The sequence below is a fragment of the Thalassoglobus sp. JC818 genome (assembly GCF_040717535.1).
In the GTDB taxonomy this organism is placed as follows: domain Bacteria; phylum Planctomycetota; class Planctomycetia; order Planctomycetales; family Planctomycetaceae; genus Thalassoglobus.
The window spans coordinates 545,462-567,817 of the sequence record NZ_JBFEFI010000004.1 but is presented as its reverse complement, the minus strand read 5'-3'; the positions used below and the strand labels follow the sequence as shown (position 1 = coordinate 567,817).

At 52.9% G+C, this 22,356-nt stretch carries 18 protein-coding genes and 4 tRNA genes; 13 read left to right on the top strand and 9 right to left on the bottom strand.

Annotated elements, in window-relative coordinates:
- Window positions 1–13: 13 nt before the first annotated feature.
- The 3 genes from AB1L42_RS13310 to AB1L42_RS13300 form a co-directional block, all read right to left on the bottom strand.
- Window positions 14–1,126, bottom strand: coding sequence for a DUF1559 domain-containing protein (locus AB1L42_RS13310; RefSeq protein WP_367056135.1), 1,113 nt, complete (start codon window positions 1,124–1,126; stop codon window positions 14–16).
- Window positions 1,127–1,679: 553 nt separating this feature from the next.
- A complete protein-coding gene (locus tag AB1L42_RS13305) occupies window positions 1,680–2,201 on the bottom strand; it encodes a hypothetical protein (RefSeq protein WP_367056132.1) in 522 nt (173 codons plus the stop codon).
- Window positions 2,202–2,292: 91 nt separating this feature from the next.
- Window positions 2,293–2,661, bottom strand: a complete 369-nt coding sequence (locus tag AB1L42_RS13300; RefSeq protein WP_367056129.1) for a hypothetical protein — start codon at window positions 2,659–2,661, stop codon at window positions 2,293–2,295.
- 132 nt (window positions 2,662–2,793) lie between these two features.
- Between AB1L42_RS13300 and AB1L42_RS13295 the strand changes: the two genes are divergently transcribed.
- Both AB1L42_RS13295 and AB1L42_RS13290 read left to right on the top strand, forming a co-directional pair.
- On the top strand, window positions 2,794–6,243 hold the full coding sequence (locus tag AB1L42_RS13295) for an efflux RND transporter permease subunit (protein WP_367056123.1): 3,450 nt from the start codon (window positions 2,794–2,796) through the stop codon (window positions 6,241–6,243).
- Window positions 6,233–6,637 (top strand): gamma-glutamylcyclotransferase family protein, encoded by a 405-nt coding sequence (locus AB1L42_RS13290; RefSeq protein ID WP_367056120.1) that lies wholly within the window; start codon window positions 6,233–6,235, stop codon window positions 6,635–6,637. Before AB1L42_RS13295 ends, AB1L42_RS13290 begins: the two co-directional genes overlap by 11 nt.
- Window positions 6,638–6,683: 46 nt before the next feature.
- Here AB1L42_RS13290 and AB1L42_RS13285 read toward each other — a convergent pair whose 3' ends face one another.
- The 4 genes from AB1L42_RS13285 to msrA all read right to left on the bottom strand — a co-directional run bounded on the left by AB1L42_RS13285 (window position 6,684) and on the right by msrA (window position 9,964).
- Window positions 6,684–6,938 (bottom strand): DUF5989 family protein, encoded by a 255-nt coding sequence (locus AB1L42_RS13285; RefSeq protein WP_367056117.1) that lies wholly within the window; start codon window positions 6,936–6,938, stop codon window positions 6,684–6,686.
- A gap of 105 nt (window positions 6,939–7,043) precedes the next feature.
- On the bottom strand, window positions 7,044–7,460 hold the full coding sequence (locus AB1L42_RS13280) for an SxtJ family membrane protein (protein WP_367056114.1): 417 nt from the start codon (window positions 7,458–7,460) through the stop codon (window positions 7,044–7,046).
- A 12-nt stretch (window positions 7,461–7,472) separates the two neighbouring features.
- The gene (locus AB1L42_RS13275) at window positions 7,473–9,308 is read right to left on the bottom strand and encodes a carbamoyltransferase (RefSeq protein ID WP_367056111.1); all 1,836 of its coding nucleotides are present in this window, start codon (window positions 9,306–9,308) and stop codon (window positions 7,473–7,475) included.
- Between the two features lie 128 nt (window positions 9,309–9,436).
- A complete protein-coding gene (gene msrA, locus AB1L42_RS13270; protein WP_367056108.1) occupies window positions 9,437–9,964 on the bottom strand; it encodes a peptide-methionine (S)-S-oxide reductase MsrA in 528 nt (175 codons plus the stop codon).
- A gap of 121 nt (window positions 9,965–10,085) precedes the next feature.
- Between msrA and AB1L42_RS13265 the strand changes: the two genes are divergently transcribed.
- Together AB1L42_RS13265 and AB1L42_RS13260 are read left to right on the top strand one after the other, a co-directional pair.
- Entirely contained in the window at window positions 10,086–11,621 is a 1,536-nt protein-coding gene (locus tag AB1L42_RS13265; protein WP_367056105.1) for a GTPase domain-containing protein, read from the top strand.
- A gap of 328 nt (window positions 11,622–11,949) precedes the next feature.
- Entirely contained in the window at window positions 11,950–14,043 is a 2,094-nt protein-coding gene (locus tag AB1L42_RS13260) for a carboxy terminal-processing peptidase (RefSeq protein ID WP_367056102.1), read from the top strand.
- 179 nt (window positions 14,044–14,222) lie between these two features.
- Here the strand turns inward: AB1L42_RS13260 and AB1L42_RS13255 are convergent, their stop codons facing one another.
- Together AB1L42_RS13255 and odhB are read right to left on the bottom strand one after the other, a co-directional pair.
- Window positions 14,223–14,996 carry an undecaprenyl-diphosphate phosphatase gene (locus AB1L42_RS13255; RefSeq protein ID WP_367056099.1) on the bottom strand — a complete coding sequence of 258 codons (774 nt, stop codon included), beginning with the start codon at window positions 14,994–14,996 and terminating at the stop codon, window positions 14,223–14,225.
- Window positions 14,997–15,567: 571 nt separating this feature from the next.
- Entirely contained in the window at window positions 15,568–16,767 is a 1,200-nt protein-coding gene (odhB, locus tag AB1L42_RS13250) for a 2-oxoglutarate dehydrogenase complex dihydrolipoyllysine-residue succinyltransferase (protein WP_367056096.1), read from the bottom strand.
- Between the two features lie 324 nt (window positions 16,768–17,091).
- On the opposite strand from odhB, the gene AB1L42_RS13245 reads away from it, so the two are divergent.
- From AB1L42_RS13245 to rpmG, 9 genes are all read left to right on the top strand, one after another.
- The gene (locus AB1L42_RS13245; RefSeq protein WP_367056093.1) at window positions 17,092–18,357 is read left to right on the top strand and encodes an aminotransferase class I/II-fold pyridoxal phosphate-dependent enzyme; all 1,266 of its coding nucleotides are present in this window, start codon (window positions 17,092–17,094) and stop codon (window positions 18,355–18,357) included.
- A 49-nt stretch (window positions 18,358–18,406) separates the two neighbouring features.
- Window positions 18,407–18,871, top strand: coding sequence for a VanZ family protein (locus tag AB1L42_RS13240; RefSeq protein ID WP_367056090.1), 465 nt, complete (start codon window positions 18,407–18,409; stop codon window positions 18,869–18,871).
- A gap of 11 nt (window positions 18,872–18,882) precedes the next feature.
- The gene (locus AB1L42_RS13235) at window positions 18,883–19,833 is read left to right on the top strand and encodes a prenyltransferase/squalene oxidase repeat-containing protein (RefSeq protein WP_367056087.1); all 951 of its coding nucleotides are present in this window, start codon (window positions 18,883–18,885) and stop codon (window positions 19,831–19,833) included.
- A gap of 333 nt (window positions 19,834–20,166) precedes the next feature.
- Window positions 20,167–20,238: transfer RNA gene (locus AB1L42_RS13230), tRNA-Thr, on the top strand.
- A gap of 46 nt (window positions 20,239–20,284) precedes the next feature.
- Window positions 20,285–20,366 (top strand) — tRNA-Tyr (locus AB1L42_RS13225).
- A 230-nt stretch (window positions 20,367–20,596) separates the two neighbouring features.
- Window positions 20,597–20,667: transfer RNA gene (locus AB1L42_RS13220), tRNA-Gly, on the top strand.
- 50 nt (window positions 20,668–20,717) lie between these two features.
- Window positions 20,718–20,790: transfer RNA gene (locus AB1L42_RS13215), tRNA-Thr, on the top strand.
- A 130-nt stretch (window positions 20,791–20,920) separates the two neighbouring features.
- A complete protein-coding gene (tuf, locus tag AB1L42_RS13210; RefSeq protein ID WP_367056084.1) occupies window positions 20,921–22,117 on the top strand; it encodes an elongation factor Tu in 1,197 nt (398 codons plus the stop codon).
- Window positions 22,118–22,196: 79 nt separating this feature from the next.
- Window positions 22,197–22,352, top strand: coding sequence for a 50S ribosomal protein L33 (gene rpmG, locus AB1L42_RS13205; RefSeq protein WP_146508951.1), 156 nt, complete (start codon window positions 22,197–22,199; stop codon window positions 22,350–22,352).
- Window positions 22,353–22,356: the final 4 nt, after the last annotated feature.

Sequence of the window (22,356 nt, the reverse complement as noted above, 5' to 3'; positions counted from 1 at the left end):
TCTGTTCACACGCTTAGAACTCAACTGGAGATCCCTGAGCCATGTTTCCGAGGTTGTTCCAGGTTCGCAGATCGATATTGATGCTGACGTTTCGAGCTCCGCCGTCTCCCATCAACACGTTGACAACTTGAGCGTGAGCGCTGCCAGCTTCGTCGAAGTGACGATTGTTGTTGTCGACGTCGTTCACAACTTCAATTCGACCAGTATTTTGAGGCGTCAATCGAGTCGAGAAGAGTGTGGCAGGACCACCGAACGCCCATCCGTCGCTGCTGCGTTCCTGTGGTCGGTTTTGACGTGGATTCTGGATGATCTGGCGTTCTGCAACCATGATCGTGGTCGTGGTTCCGTCGGTGATGGTGGACATCTTCGTGTTGCTGTTCACGCCGAAGACACCAACTTTGGTCGAGTCCTGAGCAAACGGTGATCGTGCTGACAGAGGACCTGTCGCTGGGAGAATTGTCGCGTTGAGTTGAGCAGGTGTCAGGAAGTAAGTCTGCTGTTCGCCAGCCACGTCATCTTTGAAAGCAATTCCAGAACCGGTGCAACCTGCGTAATCGTTTCCTCCGCTGGTCCAACTTGGATCGATTCGAACGGTCTGAGCGAACAAGGCTGTTGCACCCATTTCACTTCGACGTGAAGGACAGTAGAAGGTTTTGATCTCTTCCCGTGGCGGAAACAGACCGATGCCGTCGTTGTCTCGGTATAGCGGTGGCTCTTCCCCGTTCTGGCGGACATTTCCGTCGAATGACCAGGCATTGTAGAGAGGAGCCTGTTCGATCATCGGCAGCAGGTGCAGCATCCAGCTTGTTCCCTGGGCACCGAACCAGAGCGGTTGGTTGTTGTTGTCGCGAAACTCGCGAGCTTCACCCGGATTGACGTAGTTGCCGATGTTGTCGCTCAGGAAGTATTGCGGGTTGGCAATCTGACCGGGAGGAAACACTGAGTGGGCATCGTGGTAGTTGTGAAGTGCCAGCCCAAGCTGTTTCAGGTTGTTCAGGCACTGCGTTTTCGAAGCAGATTCGCGCGCGCGCTGGACAGCAGGCAAGAGAAGGGCGACGAGGATCGCAACGATCGCGATCACAACCAGCAATTCAATCAGAGTAAAACCTCTACGACGTTGTCTCATGACAACCTCCTCGCGTGGGACGGAAACTTCAGTCGAAGGAATGCAATATCTATTCGATCAGACCAGCGACATCCGCCTCCACAACCCATTCCCGAGGCTAGTTTCGACTGGACTGTCGAAAAGGGACGATAGCGGTGTCAGCCTGTCTGTCCATTCAACGAACATCAACTGCAGATGGATCAAAACACGCCCAACTCCATTTCCATCGCCGGAATCTTTGGTCTCTATCTTCCGACCTAACACAAGTCATTGTCAAGCCGGAACTTCTGAGAACCACTCCGCATTTGGATGTTACCATCATGCAGGTGGCAAATGGAGAGTACAATCGGTTCCAGTTCTAATACGACAACTCGACTGACAATGCGGTTGCGATTCCGGAAATTTGACAAGAATTCCGGGTAGTGAACCGATGTGAAGTCAATCGTGACTGTCGACACGAGTTCAGCGGACAGTCAAAATGGACGGAACGATTTGAAGAATTGGCCTCAGCTCGCCGATTTGTTCCGCAAATCACGTTGGGAGAGATGACAGCGGACGTGATCGCGGTCGAAAATTATCGCGATTGAATCTGGGCCAGAGAGCGATCGGAGAGCTGCCGGGCTTGTCGTGCATCCAGAATGACGTGCTTGAGCCGTTCTGGGAACTGAATCGCTTCAATCGTCAAAAGGAGATTGCCTTGTGCCCCCACGAGATTCAAGTCTCCAACTCGGTGGAACTTGTAGCCGGCCCCTGAAGCGATTTCGATGTGATCGATGTCGGTGAGTGCGACCTGAGCTGTCATTGAGTTGCCCAGGAACGATCGCTTCTGGACGGATCGGTTTGTCACGATGTAGCAGACACCAAAGATTTTGTTGAGAGCGTAGGCCAGCAAGCCAAGTGGCAACAAAGCCGCTCCAACTGCGACGAGCACAATCACGCGAATAAATGTCACGGGAATCGCTGCAGAAACGGCTCCCATGATCATGCCGATCAACTGCCCCAGAAATCCGGAGGCAATAGACGGATAGACCGCTTCGATGTCCGTTTCACGATTCACCGAGACTCCGGCGATAGGCTGGACGACTGCAACATTCATCTGTATCAACCTGGCGATGTGTTGAGGAAGTAACTCTGCAGGCGAAATCTAGCATAGGCCGAAAGCCCATGCCACCTTGCAGGATCGGTTGCTATCTACGGGAATGTTGTTTCCGACTCAGCACTTCCGGGAGTGGATAGTCGCTGATTGCGATTCCCAACGATTGGACTTCCCGGAGGCGGTGGTATCCTCTGGTCACCAACTCTTCTCGCTGTTGCACATCCGCCTCGTCGAGTTCCGATTTTGCAAATGGTCCGTCCACCTCAACTTGGGGAAACGAGTCGTCGACAATGAACTGGGCCAGCGTCGGGTTGCAGCGAAGATGGCGTTCCGGAGATGCTAAGAGCTCGCGACTTCCGATTTCTCCGATGATGTAGCGCAGGTAGAGGTCACTGTCAGAGATCTTGTGAACGTACTCTCCACAAATTTCGCAGGCGTAGCCTTCGTCGCACTTTGCCATCTGGGCAACCTTGTTTTTCCCGGGTAGTATCTGCTGTGATTGTATCAGTTTGACGGTCGCATCACAGTTTGACGTGTGAATGCCTGCGCGTCGACCATCACTTCCTCAACCGTTCGGAACGGGTTGTTTTTCATGTCTCTCCCGAAGTTCAGCGTCGAGAACCCTGTTTTCGTGAACATGATGATGATTGTCACGCTGGTGGCAGGATTCGGATTCGCACTGACGCTCGTCCGGGAAATGTTTCCGGAAAGTCGGCCGAACAAGATTTCGATCACGGCCATTTATCCCGCGACTCAACCGGAGGAACTCGAGCGGGCGGTGACCATCAAAGTCGAGGAAGCTGTCCGCGATGTTGACGGAATCGAAAAGATCAATTCGACCGTTTCGGAAGGGATGTCGCTGACAACATTGACGCTCTACAACTCGGTCAAAGACGTCGATGTGGTGATGCAGGAAGTGAAGAACGAGGTCGACTCGCTGCAGGATCTTCCCGACGACCTTGAGAAAATCTCCATCGCTAAAATGGAACCGACGCTGCCAGTGATCATGGTTTCGGTCTTTGGAGACGGCGATGAGAGATCGCTGAAACAGGCAGCCAGAGACATCAAGGACGATTTGCTCCAACTGCCGGGGGTGAGTGACGTTCAACTGTCCGGGATTCGGGACGATGAAATCAGCGTCGAAGTCCAGCCCGATCGGCTCATTGAATACAACTTGACCCTCGACCAAATTGCTCAGGCGATCCGTCAAACCAATCTCGATGTTTCCGGCGGAAACCTCAAAGGGGAACGCGGTCAGGTCGCGGTCAAAACTCTCGGAGAAAAGCAGACCGGAATCGATCTTGAAGAGATCGAAATCCTTGCCCTACCGGACGGACGAACGCTCAAGCTGGCTGACGTGGCAGTGATTCGTGATGAATTCATCGACACAGACGTCATGAGTTACTGGGAAGGAAAACGGTCGGCCACTCTGACTGTTCAGAAAACGCCCAGCCAGGATGCGATTCAAATTTCCACGCTGGTCAAAGCGTACGTCGCAGGAAAGATGGGCGAGGACTTTGACCCGGACTATGCACCGGGTAGCAATCCCGGATTTCTGACACGCGTCTCCGCTGGGTTGTCACGATTCGCGGATAGTCTGGCTGGACGGCCTGATCCGATGACCATCTACGAAGAAAGTCGAAACAACCCGTTTCAGCACAATTTCAGCGTGGCGACTCACAATGACCTCGCACGTTTTGTGGAAGGTCGACTCGACTTGATGCTTCGCAACGGAAAGTCCGGGCTCTTGCTTGTGTTGATCAGTCTCGTACTGTTTCTGAACTGGCGCGTTGCTTTCTGGACGGCGGTCGGGCTTCCGATTTCGTTTCTTGGAACGTTCATCGTGATGGCGATGATGGGAGTCTCAATCAATCTGCTTTCTATGTTCGGCCTGATCATCGTGCTGGGAATTATCGTCGATGATGCCATTGTGATCGGGGAGAATATTTATCGTCGAGTGGAAGAAGGCATGCCTGCGTATCAGGCTGCAATCCGTGGGGCTGAAGAAGTTCAGTGGCCAGTCACCGCAGCTGTCTGTACGACGATTGCCGCATTTCTGCCGCTCATGTTCATCCGAGGGCAGATTGGCGATTTCTTCCGCGAGCTTCCGCTGGTCGTGATCGCGGCGTTGTCGGTCTCGCTCGTGGAAGCATTGATTATTCTTCCCGCCCACTTGAGTCACTTGCCCCCACATAAAGATCATCGCAAAGAGAAGCCCCGCACCGGACTGTTGCGTTATGTCTCGATGGTCGGGGCTGCTCAACAACGATTCATTGAAACTTTGATGGACGTCTATTCGTCGATTCTGCGAGTCGTCCTCAAATGGCGATATTTGTCTCTCGCGGTCGCTGTTTCGTTGTGCATGATGACGCTCGGGTTGTTCTTTGGAGCACCGCCTGCTCCGCAAGTCGCTGATCAAAGTGAGGAGCAACCGGAAACATCTGACGGAGAGATGTCGACGCTCTCTCCCGGCAACATTGTGAAGTGGGAATTCATTCAGAAGATGGATGCGGAGTCGATGATCGCGCAGATCGAATTGCCGGTCGGTTCGAATACATCTGCGGTGGAAGAACGGCTTCGTCGCCTGAGTGATGCAGCGACTAAAATGCCCGAGGTGGATGGAGTGGCAATGGATGTCGCTGTGATGATTGACGTGAATTCCACCGGAGGAATGGGTGTCGAACTGCAATCGCATGTCGGTCAATTGTGGATCGAACTGATGGCAGCTGACGAAAGAGAGCAACGCGGCTTGCGGTCGAGTCAGGAAGTTCTCGCTGAACTTCGAGCAGAGTCCGAAAAACTGACGGGGATTAACTCAATCACCTGGCAACTAATGAGCGGCGGCCCCGGAGGGAAGGACATCGAAATCCGACTCACTGGCCGAAGCATGGAAGAACTCGAGGAAATTGTTGAGGACTTCAAAGCCCAACTCTCAACGTATGCGGGAGTGGTTGATCTTGGAGACGATTTCGATGATGGACGTCGGGAAGTGCAGCTATCGCTCCGGCCTTCCGCACGTTCGACGGGCATCACGAAGGCGTCACTCGGGCAGTCCGTTCGGGCAGCGACATACGGAGTCGAAGCGAGACGGATAACGCGCAACCGCGAGGAAGTGAAGATCATGGTCCGCTATCCGAGAGATTTTCGAGAGGATGTGTTTCACATCGAATCTCTGTGGATTCCGACTCCTGCGAATCAGGATGGAGTCATCTCGTGGGTGCCGATTCAGGAAGTTGCCGAGATCGAAGAGACTCGAGGTTTCACACAGATTCATCGCTCACAACTTGATCGAGCGATGACGATCACCGGCGACGTCGACACGTTAATTGCCTCGCCGACGGACATTATCGGCAGAATCAAAAACGATTACCTTCCCAAGCTTCAGAAGGAGTATCCCGGAATTCGAGTTGAGTTTCTGGGGAGCAGCGAAGAGCAGGGGAAATCGTTCAGCAGCCTGACGCTCGCAATGCCGGTCGCACTGCTGATGATCTACATGATGTTGGCCGCTTTGTTCCGGTCATACTTTCAGCCGTTAGTGGTCATGTCGGCGATTCCGTTTGGAATTCAGGGGGCGATCATCGGTCATTGGATCACTGACAATCCGATGACGATCCTCAGCGCGATTGGTTTGATTGCTCTGACGGGAATCGTCGTCAATGACTCGCTCGTGCTCGTCGACTTCATCAACAAGAGAATTCGGGAAGGCATGAGCGAGTTCGCCGCCAGTATCGACGGAGCACGGTTGCGTTTGCGACCGATCCTTCTGACCACCGTCACGACCGCTGCCGGGCTGACTCCGATGATGTTTGAGAAGAGCTTTCAGGCGAAATTTCTGATTCCGATGGCAGTGACGCTCACCTTCGGGCTGATCTTCGCCACTGCTCTGACACTGATCATCGTCCCGGTGCTCAACATGATCTTCTTCGATGTCAGATCGCTGATCAGAAAACTCTCCGGAGAGATTGTACCCGGACTTCAACATTCGGATCTCGTCCCGACAGGATCAGCATCGGTGGTTCAGGGAACGACAGATGTCGAGTGATGAAGCGAACCTTGAGAGTGCTGAGATCATTCTGTTTGTTTACGGAACCCTTCAGCGAGGTGACTGCCGCAATTACTTACTCAAGGAACAGGAGTTCCTTGGTGGCGCAGTCACGCTCCCGAAATACCGACTGTTCGACCTCGGTGCTTATCCCGGTCTGACGCAAAGCCAAGGTGCGGGAGAACCAGTTCACGGGGAACTCTGGAGAATAACGGACCAATGTCGGGCCAGATTGGACATTGAAGAAGGCGTCGACGAAGGGCTCTACTCGCTGAAGCCGATCGAAATACAATCTTCTTTGAATCCGATCGCTGAAGCGGATGTGGTTGCCTATTTCTATCTCGGAGACACATCCCAAGCACGTCCGCTGCAAGGGCGATGGATGCCTCGCTGAGTGTCGCTGACGATTTAGTTCTTCGAAGGTCAAGACGAAGCGCTGTTCAGAAGAGCGGATAGATGAACGGGGCTGCGACCGAGCTGCTCAACCAGGCTGCTACGAAGATCAGAACCAGCGCGAGGAGAATCGGGACCAGCCACCAAGCTTTGTTCTCTTTCAGGAACAGCACGAACTCGGCAATGAGGCTCAATTGCTCTTCGTTGGCAGCGTCTTCGAATGATGAACCATTTCCCGGTGCATCGGCAGACGCAGAGTTTTCAGAGGTCGGCTTCGTTGTTGTGGACTCTGGTTCGTTCATGTGCTTTACCAGTTCAGCAGTTCACTGCACTCACTCGCACGAGCAAACTCAGCCTTTAACCTAACGAGGAAGTTCAAGCGAGTGCACAGGAATGAGCAACTTGCTCTAAAACTGACGGAAGTAGGATTCGTCAGACTTTTGACCGGGGCGTTCCACCCAGTACGAATCAGTTTCAGGTTCGAATTCACGATGTAGCGGGTCTCCGTGTCGTCGCCTTCGAATCATACCAACTGGGGTCACCACGAGGTAGTAGACCGCCGCCATGATCAAATGCGAAACCACCCAGCCAATCGGGAAGACCGCAGCCATCCAGGCGAAGTAAATCCATCTCACCAAGCGCGGTTTGCTGAGCCCCACGATCATCACGATTGCGGAGATCACCAATAAAATCGACAGCCAGCCCCATTCGACTCCGCGTCGATGGAGGAGCCAACTGATGAACAGAAAGAACGGATACTGAAGTCCGGCGAAGAACCGCAGGTCCTTCGTGGTTGGTTCTTTCAAAAGGTCTTTGAAGGTCACAGTTCGCCCTTGTCAGTCCAGCTCAAACTGGTCGATATAGTCTTGGTTGATTTGATTTGGCTGTTCTGGTTGCTCTACTTTGAGCAACAGAAACTGGCCGACGACCAGCACATCCATATTTGTTCCCATGAAGCATCGATAAGCATCCTCCGGAGTGCAGACGATCGGCTCGCCCCGAACGTTGAAGCTAGTGTTGATCAACAGCGGACACCCAGTTTGAGTGTGGAATTCGCTGATCAATTGGTGGTAAAGCGGGTGCCGGTCTTGATCGACAGTCTGAAGTCGTGCTGAGTTGTCGACGTGAGTGATGGCTGGGACTTCCGAACGGATCTGTTTCAGCAAGTCGAATCCTTGAACGGAATCGGATGTCTCGACGGGAAGGCGACGGGCTTCTGCGACATCAGCCACAAGAAGCATGTACGGGCTTTCCTGATCGGAAGGGAAGTCGAAGTACTCGCTCGCATGTTCCTTAAGCACAGATGGAGCGAATGGCCGAAATGACTCTCGGAACTTGATCTTCAAGTTCATCTTTGACTGCATGTCTCGATTGCGAGGGTCTCCGAGAATGCTTCGATTTCCCAGAGCTCGCGGACCAAATTCCATTCGGCCCTGCATCCAGCCAACCACGTTCCCCTGATCGATCAGCTGTGCGACCCGCCGGCAAAGCTCTTCGTTCGTTGCCAGTTCCGTAAATACAGCCTGTTTGGAATCGAGGTGTTGGCGAATCGTGTCGCGATCAAATTCTGGACCTAGCGTTGAAGCAGCCTGAGGCAATACCGGATTGGGGACACGTTCGTGGTTCAACATTTGGTGTGACAGAAACAAAGCGACGCCGAGTGCTCCGCCAGCATCTCCGGCAGCGGGTTGAATCCAAATACGCTCAAACGGTCCTTCGCGAAGCAATCGCCCATTCGCAACACAGTTCAGAGCAACACCACCTGCCAGACACAGATTCTTCATCTGCGTTTGGCGATGCACGTGCCGAGCCATTCGCAGCATGACTTCTTCAGTAACCAGCTGAACAGAGGCGGCGAGGTCCATTTCTCGCTGCGTCAACTTCGACTCCGGCCGACGCGGCGGACCACCGAAAAGAGCGTGGAACCGGGAACTGGTCATGGTCAGTCCCTGGCAATAATTGAAGTAAGACATGTCCATCCGGAACGAACCGTCAACCTTGAGGTCAATGAGCTTCTCAAGAATCTGTTCGAAGTAAACAGGCTTGCCGTACGGGGCGAGGCCCATCAGTTTGTATTCCCCCGAATTGACTTTGAATCCGCAGTAGTACGTCATCGCGGAATACAGCATTCCCAGCGAATGCGGAAAGCGAAGTTCGTGAGTCAGCTGAATCCGGTTTCCTCTTCCGGTTCCAAAGCTGGCTGTGGCCCACTCACCGACTCCATCGACGGTCAGAATCGCTGCTTCTTCGAAGGGAGACGGAAAGAAAGCACTGGCAGCGTGTGACTCGTGATGTTCTGCGAAGGCGATTCGTTTGCGAAACTTGCCGCCAAGCCCTTTGCGAATTTCTTTCGGTAAGTGCAATTTCTGCTTCAACCACTGAGGCATCGCTTTCGCGAACGAACGGAATCCTCGCGGGGCATAAGCTGTGTACGTTTGCAGGAGACGATCAAACTTCAGCATCGGTTTGTCATAGAAACCGACATAGTCCAAATCGGCAGGCGTCAGTCGCGCTTCGTTCAGGCAATAGTTGATCGCGTTTTCGGGGAAACTCTCGTCGTGTTTTTTGCGAGTGAAACGTTCTTCCTGAGCGGCAGCAATGATTTTCCCATCGACAACGAGGGCTGCTGCTGAATCGTGATAGAATGCCGAAATCCCGAGAATCGCCGCCACTTGTGCTCCGAAAATTAATTCCTGACAGTCATTGCAACGTCGATGTTGCTGGTCCGATTAGCTCAGTTTGAAGGTTCTGCAACACTTCCCGGAATTCAATTCCGGCGAAGAATCCTCTCTGATTGATTTTACTTCAGGACAGAGGTCTCGAGCAGTTTGTGGAGTTTGGGGCGAATCACATTGAAACAGTAGGGATGGGTTTCATTCCGAGCGTAGAAGTCCTGATGGTAATCTTCCGCGGGGTAAAACTTCTCAGCCGGTGAGATCTCTGTGACAACTGGTTTCGAAAAAACTTTGGCTTCGTTCAGTGTTGCCACGATCAGCCGTGCGGTCGCTTCCTGTTCGGAAGAGTGAAAGAAAATGACCGATCGATATTGTGTGCCGACGTCATTCCCCTGCCGGTTGAGAGTCGTAGGATCATGTGATTGGAAGAAGACTTTCAGCAAGTCTTCAAAGGAAACGAATTCGTCGTCGAATACGATTTGAATGACTTCCGCGTGTCCGGTTGTTCCGGTACAGACCGCCTCGTAGGTCGGATTTTCAACCGATCCACCCATGTACCCGGAAGTGACCTTGGAGACGCCATTGACCGACAGGTAAACGGCTTCGCTACACCAAAAGCATCCACTTCCCAAAGTCGCTGTTTGTGTCGACATGACACCTCCTTCGTTATGCTGTCAGTGCAGTAAGAATTCCGATGTTGTTTTCAGTTTAGCACCTCACCACTTCGGGGTCACACGAACCATGGTTTCTCGACGGACAATCTTCATTGGTGTCATGCTGTTATTGCCAGTGGTGGTCTACATTGGATTCGGCGCGTACGCTTTGTGGCAGACCGGTTTGTTCCGCTGGACGTGGTGGATCATCCCGATCTTTTGGCTCGCTGCTTATCTCGTGAACATCTTCTGGAAGCGAAAACTTCTCACAGAAGATTCGACACAGACGGCAAACCATTGGACTCCCAACGACGAGACCGCCAATCGCATCGTGCGGAAACACCAGGAGCAGGTTGAAAATCTCACAACCCAGCAACTGACGGACATCCAGTTCTACGTCAAATCGTCGCAGGAACTCGCGGCGGATTTGGCACGTCACTATCACCCGGATGCCGACAATCCGGTCTCGTCATTGACCGCAGTTGAAGTTCTGGCAGCGATTCGACTGGCCGTCGATGACTTGGAAGACTGGTTTCAGGATTCGGTTCCCGGAAGCCATATGGTCACGATCAAACAGTGGAGGGCATTGGGCGAAGCACCGAAGTGGGTGAAGCGGGTCAGCGATGCCGGATGGTTAGCGAGCGTCATCTGGAATCCTTTGAATGCTGCAAAATTCGTGACGTCACGGCTCACACTCGGACCGATCACCGAAGACCTCAAAGGCGAGGTTCTCGCCACTGTCTATCTGCAGTTCATGCGGCATATGGGCTTTTACCTGATCGAAATGAACAGCGGACGTTTGCGTCGGGGCGCTCTTCGCTACCGCCAGGCATTCGAACGTGACGAAGAGCCCCAAAACGAAAACGGAACGAAAGTTGACGGACTAACAGAAGTCGACACGCCTAAGTTTATCCCCGAATCGGTCGTGATCGCTGTGATCGGGCAAACGAACGCTGGCAAATCGAGCGTGATCAATTCGCTGCTTGGTCGAAGGGAAACTGTCACCGATGCGGTGCCATCGACTCACTCGGTGAGTCGACATGTCATCCCGGTGCCGGAGACGAACGAGACTGTCACACTGCTCGATACACCCGGATACGCCGACGCAGATGCCCCTACGGTTCACAAAAAGCATCTGAAAGCTGCGATCGCCGAGGCAGACATTGTTCTTCTGGTGATTGATGTTCACCAGCCCGCCCGGACTGCGGATCTGGAAGTCCTTCGATCGATTCAGGCGGCAGCCACTCAGAACTCAAAACACCGTCCACCGCCCATCATTCTTTGTTTGACGCACATTGACCTTCTGAGTCCGGTGATGGAATGGGATCCTCCGTATGATTTGACTAATCCAAAGTCAGCCAAAGGGGAAAGCATTCGCGACGCTGTGAATGCGACGCGAGAGTTGTTTCAAGACTTCATTGTCGACGTCGTTCCGGTCTGTTCTGACGAAGCCCACGATCGAGTTTACAACGTCGACCCCGGTCTGGTGAAAGCCATTTCGCAGTCGCTCAACGTCGGCAAATCGGTCGGGCTGCTCCGGGCTTACGAGGAAGATCTCGATCGGGACCGCTGGAGAGCTTTGCTGACTCAACTCAAGAACTCAGGGATGGAAGTGGTCAACCTGCTCCTTGATGAAGGGACTCAGCGCACTCGCTAGACATTCGTTTTGCTTGTCCGCTAAGTCCAAGTGAGTGCGGTGAAACTGTCAACGAGATTTCGTCGCAGATGCGATTTCAACTCTTCAAGCAGTCACAGGACAGCGAAAATGGTGCGACTCGCCATCAGAAAACTCGAAAGATTTGAGCAATTCTTCGAGTAGATGTCGTCAGATTGAGATGGTCGCGATCAGGACTCCGAACTGGCTCTTGAAAACCGCACCTTGCTGTAAGTCTGGACTTGGGATAGCATTGCTCAGATGTGTATCAAAGGATGGACACTCTGCTCGAATCTTTTTTGACTCAGTAATCTTTGTGTAGGCAAAAAGAATGGCTTGGACAGACGCTGCACGGATCAGACGCTTTACCGCACTCGCAATGGTCGTTTTGGGAATTTCTACCTATTTCGCCCAGCAACTCTCTTCGGCCGATCCGGCAGATGCTGAGACCGCGATTCTCGTCTCCAAAATGATTCCGAAATATCATCTGAATCGTCAGGAGATCAACGATGACGTTTCCAAAACGCTCATCGACCGCTTCATCAAAGATCTCGATCCGCTGAAGCTGTATTTCCTCGAATCAGACATTCAGCATTTCGAGGATCATCGCACAACACTCGACGACGAGATCAAAGCGGGTAACGTTGAGTTCGCTTACGAAGTCTTCAATACCTACAAAGAACGCCTCGCTCGTCAGATGGAAGTCGCGAATCAGTGGGTCGAAAAGGATCATGACTTCAGCATCGATGAAGAAATTGAAACCGATGAAGACAAGCTGACCTGGGCGAAGACGACCGATGAATTGGATGACCGTTGGCGTCGCCGCGTTAAGTACGAACTTCTCCAGTTCAAGCTGGCAGATGAAGAATCGAAAGAAGACGGTGACGAAGAGGAATCCGAAACTCTCGATCCGAAAGAACGCCTCCACAAGCGATATCGAAACAGCCTGTTGGCCACCACTCAATACGACATGGTCGATCAGCTGGAACGATACCTGACAGCACTGGCGACCGTCTTTGATCCACACTCTTCCTACATGTCACCACAAAGCTGGGAAGATTTCGAAATCCAGATGCGACTGTCGCTCGACGGAATTGGTGCTGCTCTTCAGGCAGACGATGGATACACCGTTGTCGCTTCGATTGTTCCCGGTGGGGCAGCTTCAGATGACGGCCGATTGAAAGTCAAAGACAAAATCATCGGCGTCGGACAGGAAGAAGGCGAGATTGTCGACATCTTCGAAATGAAGCTGAGCGACGTCGTTCGCATGATTCGAGGACCACGCGGAACTGTCGTTCGACTTCAGGTCAAGAACAACGATGACGGGAAAATTCGAGTCATCGATTTGACCCGTAAGAAGATCGAACTGAAGGAATCGGAAGTCAAAGGTGAGATCATCAACACCGAAGATCGGCTCGGACGTCCGGGTCGCGTCGGAGTGATCAGCATTCCTTCGTTCTATCGTGACTTCGCTGGAGCTTCCGGTGGAGTGGCCAACTTCAAAAGTGCTTCCGCGGACGTCAAACGAGTTCTGTCTGTCTTCGCTCGTGAACAGGTTGATGTTGTCATCATCGACTTGCGAAACAACGGGGGCGGATCGCTCACCGAAGCGATTGAAATCTCCGGTCACTTCATCGACCGTGGCCCGGTTGTTCAGGTCAAAGAGCCAAGCGGATACATCCGCGTGCTGGAAGATGAAGACTCAGGTGTCTCCTACTCTGGCCCACTTGTTGTGATGTGTAACCGCCTCTCAGCTTCGGCTTCAGAGATTTTCGCGGGAGTCATCAAAGACTATCACCGCGGATTGATCATCGGTGACACCACAACTCACGGAAAAGGAACAGTTCAGAATCTGATGGATGTCGCTCCTCAGCGTCCGTTCCGACTGACTCGGCCGGATGATCGCGGAAAATTGAAGCTGACGATTCAGCAGTTCTATCGAGTAAAAGGTGACAGCACGCAGAACCGAGGAGTCCGCTCGGACATCGTTCTGCCATCGCTGATTGATCACTGGGATCTCGGGGAAGCCTTCCTCGACAACGCTTTGCCATTCGACAAAATTCGATCAGCCAACTACGTCGAAGAACGTTCGGTGAACCCGGCGTTGATCTCCGCGCTCGCTCAGAACAGTCAGGTGCGCGTGAAAGGCGATGAAGACTTCCAACGCGTCGAACGTTCAATCGCTCGTTATATCGAGAAAAAGAATCGAACGAATTTGTCTCTGAATGAAGTCAAAGTGCGAGAAGAACGAGCGGCAGATCGAGCTGCCAGCAAAGCGGATGAAGAAGCTGAGGAAGAAGAAGAGGTCGAAGTCAACGAAGACGAAAAACCGATCTTCCCTGACAACTACTACAACAACGAAGCTCTCAACATCGCGCTTGACTATGTCGCAGCTTTGAGAGGAAATCTGACCGTGCTGAACTGATTCGAATACCAATTCGGCACTGTGTTCACATGAGCACGCTTCAAGAACTCTTGGAGCGTGCTTTTTTCGTAGTCAGTTCTTTCGGTTCTGTGCACCAACAATGTGACTGCCAGAGACTTGTGACCGGAAAACATATTCTGATCTGCAAGGTATTCGGCAACGAGAATACTGTCGACCAGTTACAGCCAGCCGGCGGAAGAGCAGCCGATGACGATCAGTCCCATGATGGCACAGTAGACTCCGAACCAGACAATTTGGCCCTTCGATACGATTTTGAGCAGCGCGTTCAGGGAAGCGATTCCGACAACGAAGGACGCAACGCAACCAGCAGCCATTGTTGAGAGCGGAGTCCCCGAGGTGCCTTCCTCCAGAATGTCTTTGAGAGTGAGAACGGTCGCTCCGAGCAGAGCAGGGATTGCGATGTAGAAGCTGAATCTTGCTGCTGCATCGCGATTCACTCCAGACAAAAGTCCGCCGACAATCGTGCTTCCCGAGCGAGAAATCCCAGGCATTGGGGCGACCGCTTGAAACAGCCCGATCACGAGCGAATCTCGATTGGTCATTTGCTCCAGCCCTTTCGTCCCTCGATCAATTTTTGGGGTGATCAACAGCAAACCAGCCGTGATCAGAAGCCCGATTCCCGCGACAAATGCGCTCGAAGACGCAGCAGTGAAAAGGTCCTTCAGAACCAGCCCAGAGAAAACAACGGGGAGCGTTGCGAGAACGATCTTCGACATCATTGGAATGTCAAAAAGCAGCGGAATGAGATCCTTCCGATAGACAACCAGAATCGACATTAACGTCCCGAAATGCAGAGCGACGTTCAATTCGAGGTTTTCGAGTTCGCCACCCAGCAGCGACTCGAGAATCACGAGATGGCCGGACGAGCTGATCGGAAGAAACTCCGCGATGCCCTGCACGATTCCGAGGATGATGACTTCCCAAAGTTCCATGGAATTCGTTCTCAGCTGCAGCGGGGGAAAAGAAAAGGCACAAGTTCTTTGTCAGAAAGGCCGCACTCAACAAGCACGGTTTCGGACTCATATTTCACGGGTCACGCTTTGACCAGCAGTTTCTGAGGAATCTGACCAGAAAATATGAACCGCAGGAGCATTCTGTGCGTCTGTCACATTGCACCGAGTTTGGTCGTCCCGAAGCCATCGTTACGGGATTGCCCATTCGTACGCGGTGCAAAAACTCTCTTAAAGAGATTTCTGAGCAGTAGTCGTTTGAAAAGCGTCTTTTCGAAGATATGGGCAAAGTGTGCTTTGAAGCTTTCAGAGCACAGGGGCGGGCCGACCCGGTGTCGAGTTTCGACACCGGGGTTTTCTATTACTCTCGGTCTCAGATCCAAGAGCGTCGGCTCACTCTGAAATGAACAATCGTCTAACGGGCGTTGTTCGAGCAGTGACGACAGAGTCCTTAGAGCATTTTTGATTTGGTGTGCACGATCTCGCACGAGCAAGCACAGCCTTTTAAGTTGTGAAACAGCGCGAGCGAGTGCACAGGAAAGAGCAACTTGCTCTAGACTTCGAGGAGCAACCGGGTTGGGTCTTCAATCGTCTGCTTGATTCTGACGAGGAACGAAACCGCTTCTCGTCCGTCTACGACGCGATGATCATACGTTAAAGCGAGATACATCATGGGGCGAATGACGACTTGACCGTCGACTGCGACTGGTCGATCCACGATGCCGTGCATTCCAAGCACGCCTGACTGAGGAGGATTCACAATCGGAGTTGAAAGCAACGATCCATAGACACCACCGTTCGTGATTGTGAATGTTCCGCCTTCGAGTTCGTCGAGGCCGATTTTGTTCTGCTTGGCCCGTTGAGCAAAGTCTGAGATCGACTGCTCGGTCTCTGCGAAGCTGAGACGTTCGGCGCTTCGGATGACGGGCACAATCAAGCCTTTTCCGGACCCGATTGCGACTCCGATGTCATGGTAATTGCGGTAGATCAATTGGTTACCGTCGACCTGAGCTGCCAGGGCTGGGAATTCATTAAGTGCGTCGATCGTGGCCTTCACGAAGAAGGACATAAACCCGAGTTTGATGTTGAACTTCTTGACGAAGTAGTCCTGGTATTCCGAGCGAAGTTCTTTGATCGCGCTCATGTCGCATTCGTTGAAGGTCGTCAGCAGGGCAGCTCCCTGTTGTGCTTCCACAAGGCGTCGAGCGATCGTCTGTCGCATCGGAGACATTGGCACTCGACGTTCGTCTCGTGCTCCAGCGACAGAGATATCTGCAGTTTGGCCGGTCGTCAGTGCGCGTTGAACATCCTCTTTGAGGATTCGTCCGCCCGGTCCGGAACCCGAAACCTGACTGACGATGATGTTGTTTTCACCAGCAAGGCGTTCCGCAGCTGGCATCGGATGACCGCCTGCTGATCCAGAAGACGCCGGTGCCGGAGCTGATTTCGAGGCTTCCTGTGCGGCGGGCGCCGACTTCTGGCCATCGCTTTCTGAGCCTGCTCCATTTGGGTTGGGACCCGGTTCGAGCATTGCGATGACTTCGTCAATCTCGGCTGTTTCGCCTGCGGTCTTCGAGATCGAAGTAATCGTTCCGCCTTCCGGGCAGGGAACGTCAAATGTTGCTTTGTCCGTTTCAAGACCGACCAGATCCTGATCGGCGGCGACCCAGTCCCCTTCCTTGACGTACCACTCACCGATGAAGACCTCGGTGATCGACTCTCCAACGGACGGGACTCGAATTTCAACAGCCATGCTGCATCGACCTTTAGACAACTGAGCAGATTCCTCGGTAGGAGGGATGCTGCAAACTACGACCACATTCTGGATGAAACTGATTTCGCCGTTCAGGCGCACCTTCTCCGAGAGCGCACCTCGGGACGATGTGTCATCGAATGATAGTGATCGGCTTCCGCCTGCTGGAGTCCAAGCGAAGAAGAATTTTGAAAACCTTGCCGGACTTATTCAAACATGCTGATCGCACAGCCACCCTCGCGCAGTTGACTCGCAGGGTGTCTGGTGCTCGAATAGGACCGTCGAAAAACAACGAGATGCTCGCCTCAGCAGGAACAAATATCGGTGACAGTTCAACTTAGCGAATTTGCCAAATCCCTCACTGTCGAGACAGCCTTCACCGTCCTGGCGGTCGCCAAGCAATTGAAGGCAACTGGGAAGGATGTTGTGGAGCTGGAGATTGGCGACAGTCCTTTCGAGAGTACTTCTTCCGCTAAGCGATTTGGTGTTTCTGCGATTGAATCGAATCAGACGCATTACTGTCCCTCGCCTGGCTTGCCTGAGTTTAGATCTGCTGCGGCTGAGTTTGTGAAGTCGGAATTTCAGATTCCCGCGACTGCCGAGAACGTCGTTGTCGGGCCGGGGGCCAAAGTCTTCGAGCAGTTTTTCTGCGAAGCATTTCTGAATCCGGGAGATGAAGTTCTCGTCTTCAGCCCGTATTTCCCGACGTATTTGCCCAACATCCTCCGTCGGGGAGCGAAGCCAGTCTTCAGCAGTCTCGAGCAGTCGAACGAATTCCGTCCGAATCTCAAGGACGTCGAACGCTTTCTATCTGACTCTCCCAGCCCGAGAGCAATCTTCTTGAATACGCCTCACAATCCGACTGGAGGGGTTGCGACGGATGAGGATCTTTCCGGCCTCGCCGATATGATTCGCGGCAAAGATATCGCGGTTTTCAGCGATGAGCCCTATTGTCACATGGTCTGGCGAGGACGACATCGGTCGATTCTTGAATATCCCGGCATGATGGACCAGTGTGTTGCAGCTTACACCTTCAGCAAGTCGTACAGCATGAGCGGCTGGAGGTTGGGATTTGCCGTGACGGCACAACCGATCGCGACCTCAATTGCCAAGATGATCAACACTACTCTGTCGTGTACACCACCGATTGTGCAGATCGCCGGGATGCACGCTTTGCAGTCTGATCACGCAGAACGCGATGCTCAAATGGCGAAATTTCAGGAGAAGGTTCAGCTGCTGGCTCGTGGGCTCAATGAAATTGATGGAATCCACACACTCGATCCGACAGCCACATTCTATGTCTTTCCGAACGTGGCTCCCATTTGTAACCGCTTAAAAATCACCAGTCATGGATTGGCGCTCTATCTTCTGGAAGCTGCGGATGATGAGTTCGGTGTCGCCTGTCTCGGCGGAGAATGTTTTGGCGAGGCTGGTCACGGGTTCTTGCGATTTAGCTGTGCGGAACCGAATGACCGCTTGGCGAAAGCCTTGGAATTCTTGCCAGTCGCGTTTTCGCGAGTCGATCGCGTGAACGAGTATCTGAAGAATCATCCGGAATTCCAGCTGGCAAACCCTTATCCTGAGCCGTAAGCTCGACCAGTAAGAAGTTTCCCTTCAGGAACTCGATTTGGAAGTGAAAATGCGTCGTGTGTCAGACAATCTGGAGAGCCCTTCCCAAGCGGTTTGGGGGATTCGCATCGTCTGGCTGTGTTATGCAGCGACGCTTTTCTTTTTCACTCACACACCTGTTCCCGAAGGGTTCGAAGGCGTGACAAGTTCCTATGACAAGTTGTTGCATTTCGGGGCTTACTTCGTCCTCGCTGTGCTCAGTGGAATGGTCTTCCTGGAGCGGCATCAGCTGCGGCTTCCGGTGGTTTCTCTGGCGTTTGGGCTGCTGCTATTCGCCGCCATTGACGAGATTCTGCAAGGACCAGTCGGGCGACAACCTGATTTTTTCGACTGGGTTTCTGACGGGTTCGGAGCGATCGCAGGTCTGCTAGTCTTGCAACGCGGTTTGCTTTGGCTTCCTCAAGGTTCGGTGCGAATTGCCAATGCACTCGGGTATCCAGCGCATTCCAGTTCGGTCGACTCCGTCGCAAAATAAGTCATTCTGAGATGTCGCGTACTCCTTATCTGATTCGTCTCGGAAATCGTTTGGCGGAAGGTCTCTCCGAAACGACTCCGGAATGGCGGTCGCGTCACGCGGGCTTCGTCCTCGGCTTTCAAAAAAGCGATGGAGGGTTTGCAGGGCGTGAAGGAGATTCTGACCTCTATTACACCAGCTTTGCTGTTCGTGCACTGGTCATGCTGGGTGAAATGTCAACGGACGTCACGAACTCCGTGGCGAGTTTTCTCTCGCAGCATGATCCCTTGCGATTGGGGGTCATCGACCTGATGAACTGGCTTTCCACCGCACTTGCAGTGCAGGTTGCCACGGGGCAGGACCTGCTCGAAGAACTGGGGGCTGACTTTCCGGATCTAGTCTCGGCTCGATTGGAAGAAGTGCGAACAAGCGACGGCGGGTATGCGAAGTCAGTCGAAGGCTCTTCTGGCAGTACTTATCACTCCTTTCTGGTTCTGCTTACCTATCAACTCTTGGGGCGCGAAGTTCCTCGGCCGAATGCTTTGATTCAGTTTTTGTATGACCGCCAGCGAGATGATGGCGGGTTCGTTGAAATTGCTCCCATGAGGAGAAGCGGAACGAATCCAACCGCAGCTGCAGTTGCAATTTTGCAGGAGCTGAATGCCGTCGACGATGAAATTTGCGACGACGTGCGGGCGTTTCTGCGGGATGTTCGCGGCGATGAAGGCGGATTTCAGGCCAATTCTCGAGTCCCGTTTACCGATAGTTTGTCGACGTTTACTGGGTTGTTGACCGTTCAGGATCTCCGGTTGGGTGAATTGCTCAATCAGGCAGAGTTACGTGAGCTTCTCGAAACGCAACTTGAATTTCCGACCGGGGGATATCGCGCAGCGACCTGGGATGAGTCTGCCGATGTTGAATACACGTTTTACGGGCTGGGAGTGAAAGCGCTTCTCGCTGAAGAAAGCCCGAACCTCTCGTGACTGCGTCGGTCTCTTCAATGATCGGCTTGCAAACTTGTTCGTTCAGTCGCTGAATGGAGGCACTTCGAAAGCGGTTTACTGCTCCCATCTCTCCTGAGCAGAGTCATCGCGGAGCTGATGGATCAGGCGATTTTTGTCGTTTTCAAAGTGAGGCTGGTTGGCGATTCTCAAATGTTCATGATTGCTTGCAATTCAAGTGGCAAGACGGCTTGAAGCATCGCAACGACCTCGCTATAAATCGCGGTTCGCCGGAACTCCGTAAGCACTGATGAGATTAGTCCTTGCACGCGGAAGAGTCACCGCTATACTTCGCGGCTTGCAACCCGGTCGTCCGCTAGCGTAGCTCAACGGCAGAGCACCGGTTTTGTAAACCGGCGGTTGTGGGTTCGAATCCCTCCGCTAGCTCTTGCAGAGAGGGGACGGAAAGTTCTCTGGTTTGCATAAAACTTTTGGGGGTGTACCCAAGCGGCCAACGGGGTCAGACTGTAAATCTGATGGCTTAGCCTTCGTAGGTTCGAATCCTGCCGCCCCCATGTTTTTGATGCGTTTGTCGTGCTGTGTGCGAGTTTGTCTTGTCGCGGTGCGGCGTTGATACGGTTGCTTTTGCTGTCGTGGATTTCGGCAGTTTGTTGTTGTGAAGTGGATTGTTCGCGGCGACGTATTGTGCAGGCTGTGGGAATTTCTTTCTGATTTACACGCGAAGTGCTGTGTGAGTTGACAGGAGTGCCCTTCGGTTTTCATGATTCCAGCAGATTGCTAGTCAGCGGGTGTAGCTCAATGGTAGAGCTCCAGCCTTCCAAGCTGGTGGTGAGGGTTCGATTCCCTTCACCCGCTCTTTTCCGTGAGTGGTGGGCTTCGGCTTGCCGTCACGGATTTTTGTTTATGCTGCTGTGGCTCAGTTGGTAGAGCGCGTCCTTGGTAAGGACGAGGTCGCGGGTTCAAGTCCCGCCAGCAGCTTACCGGCACCCACCCGGTTTTGCCGTGTCGACGTAGTCAGGCGTGCTGCAAGCGTCGAAGCTGACTTTCGCGACTGTGTTGGTCGCATGGTACCACTTATGAGAACTTACGGAGTTTTGGAGCGCTAGTCATGGCGAAGGAAACATTTCAACGGACAAAGCCGCACGTCAATGTTGGGACGATCGGTCACATCGACCACGGAAAAACTACTCTGACAGCATCGATTCTGGCTGTGCAGGCGACAAAAGGGCTGGCTCAGGCGATTGATTACTCTGAGGTTGCTAAGGGCGGAACGGTTCGCGATGAAACCAAAACCGTGACTATTGCTGTGAGTCACGTTGAATACGAATCAGACAACCGTCACTACGCACACATCGACTGTCCAGGTCACGCGGATTATGTCAAGAATATGATCACAGGTGCTGCTCAGATGGATGGTGCGATTCTCGTGGTTTCGGCTGCGGACGGCCCAATGCCACAGACTCGCGAGCACATTCTGCTGGCTCGCCAGGTGGACGTGCCTGCTCTCGTCGTGTTCCTGAACAAGTGCGACCTCGTCGACGACGAAGAGCTTCTTGAGCTCGTCGAGATGGAAGTTCGCGATTTGCTGAACACTTACGACTTCCCAGGCGACGACGTCACAATCGTGCGTGGTTCAGCGAAGCCAGCTCTCGATGATCCAGGTAACGCTGACAAGAATGCTTGTATCGGCGAGCTGATGAACGCTCTCGATGCGGACATTCCAGAACCAGCTCGTGAAGCTGATAAGCCGTTCCTGATGGCGATCGAAGACGTTTTCTCGATCGAAGGTCGTGGAACAGTTGTAACCGGTCGTATTGAACGCGGAATCGTCAAAGTTGGCGAAAAGGTTCAGATCATCGGACTGCGTGACACTCAAGAAACAACCGTCACCGGTGTTGAGATGTTCCGCAAGATTCTCGACGAAGGAAAAGCTGGCGACAACGTTGGTATCCTTCTTCGCGGAACTCGTAAGGAAGATGTTGAACGCGGACAAGTTCTGGCTGCTCCGAAGACCATCAATCCTCATACGAAGTTCGAAGCTGAGATCTACGTCTTGAGCAAAGAAGAAGGTGGTCGAAAGACTCCATTCTTCAGTGGTTACCGACCACAGTTCTACTTCCGTACAACCGACGTGACTGGAGCTGTTAAGCTTCTGGGCGACGCAGAAATGTGTATGCCTGGCGATAACGTGAAGCTCGAAGTTGAGCTGATCAAGCCAGTCGCTCTTGATGACGGAAGCCGCTTCGCGATTCGTGAAGGTGGCCGGACTGTTGGATCTGGTGTGATCACCAAGATCCTCGAGTAGAATCAGCTAGAGAGTTCTTGAGTCAGCATCCGACGCCTCGGTCGAGTCGTCGGATCGCTGCGATTTTTGGAGGTGGCAAATGGCCCGGGAATATGTGTGGCTTGAGTGCACAGAGTCGGGAATGCGTAACTATCGCGTCATCAAAGAGATGCGCGGAACAGAGCGGCTAGAACTGATGAAGTTCTGTCCAAAGTTGCGTAAGCACACTCTGCACAAAGAATCTCGCAAAAAGTAGCGTG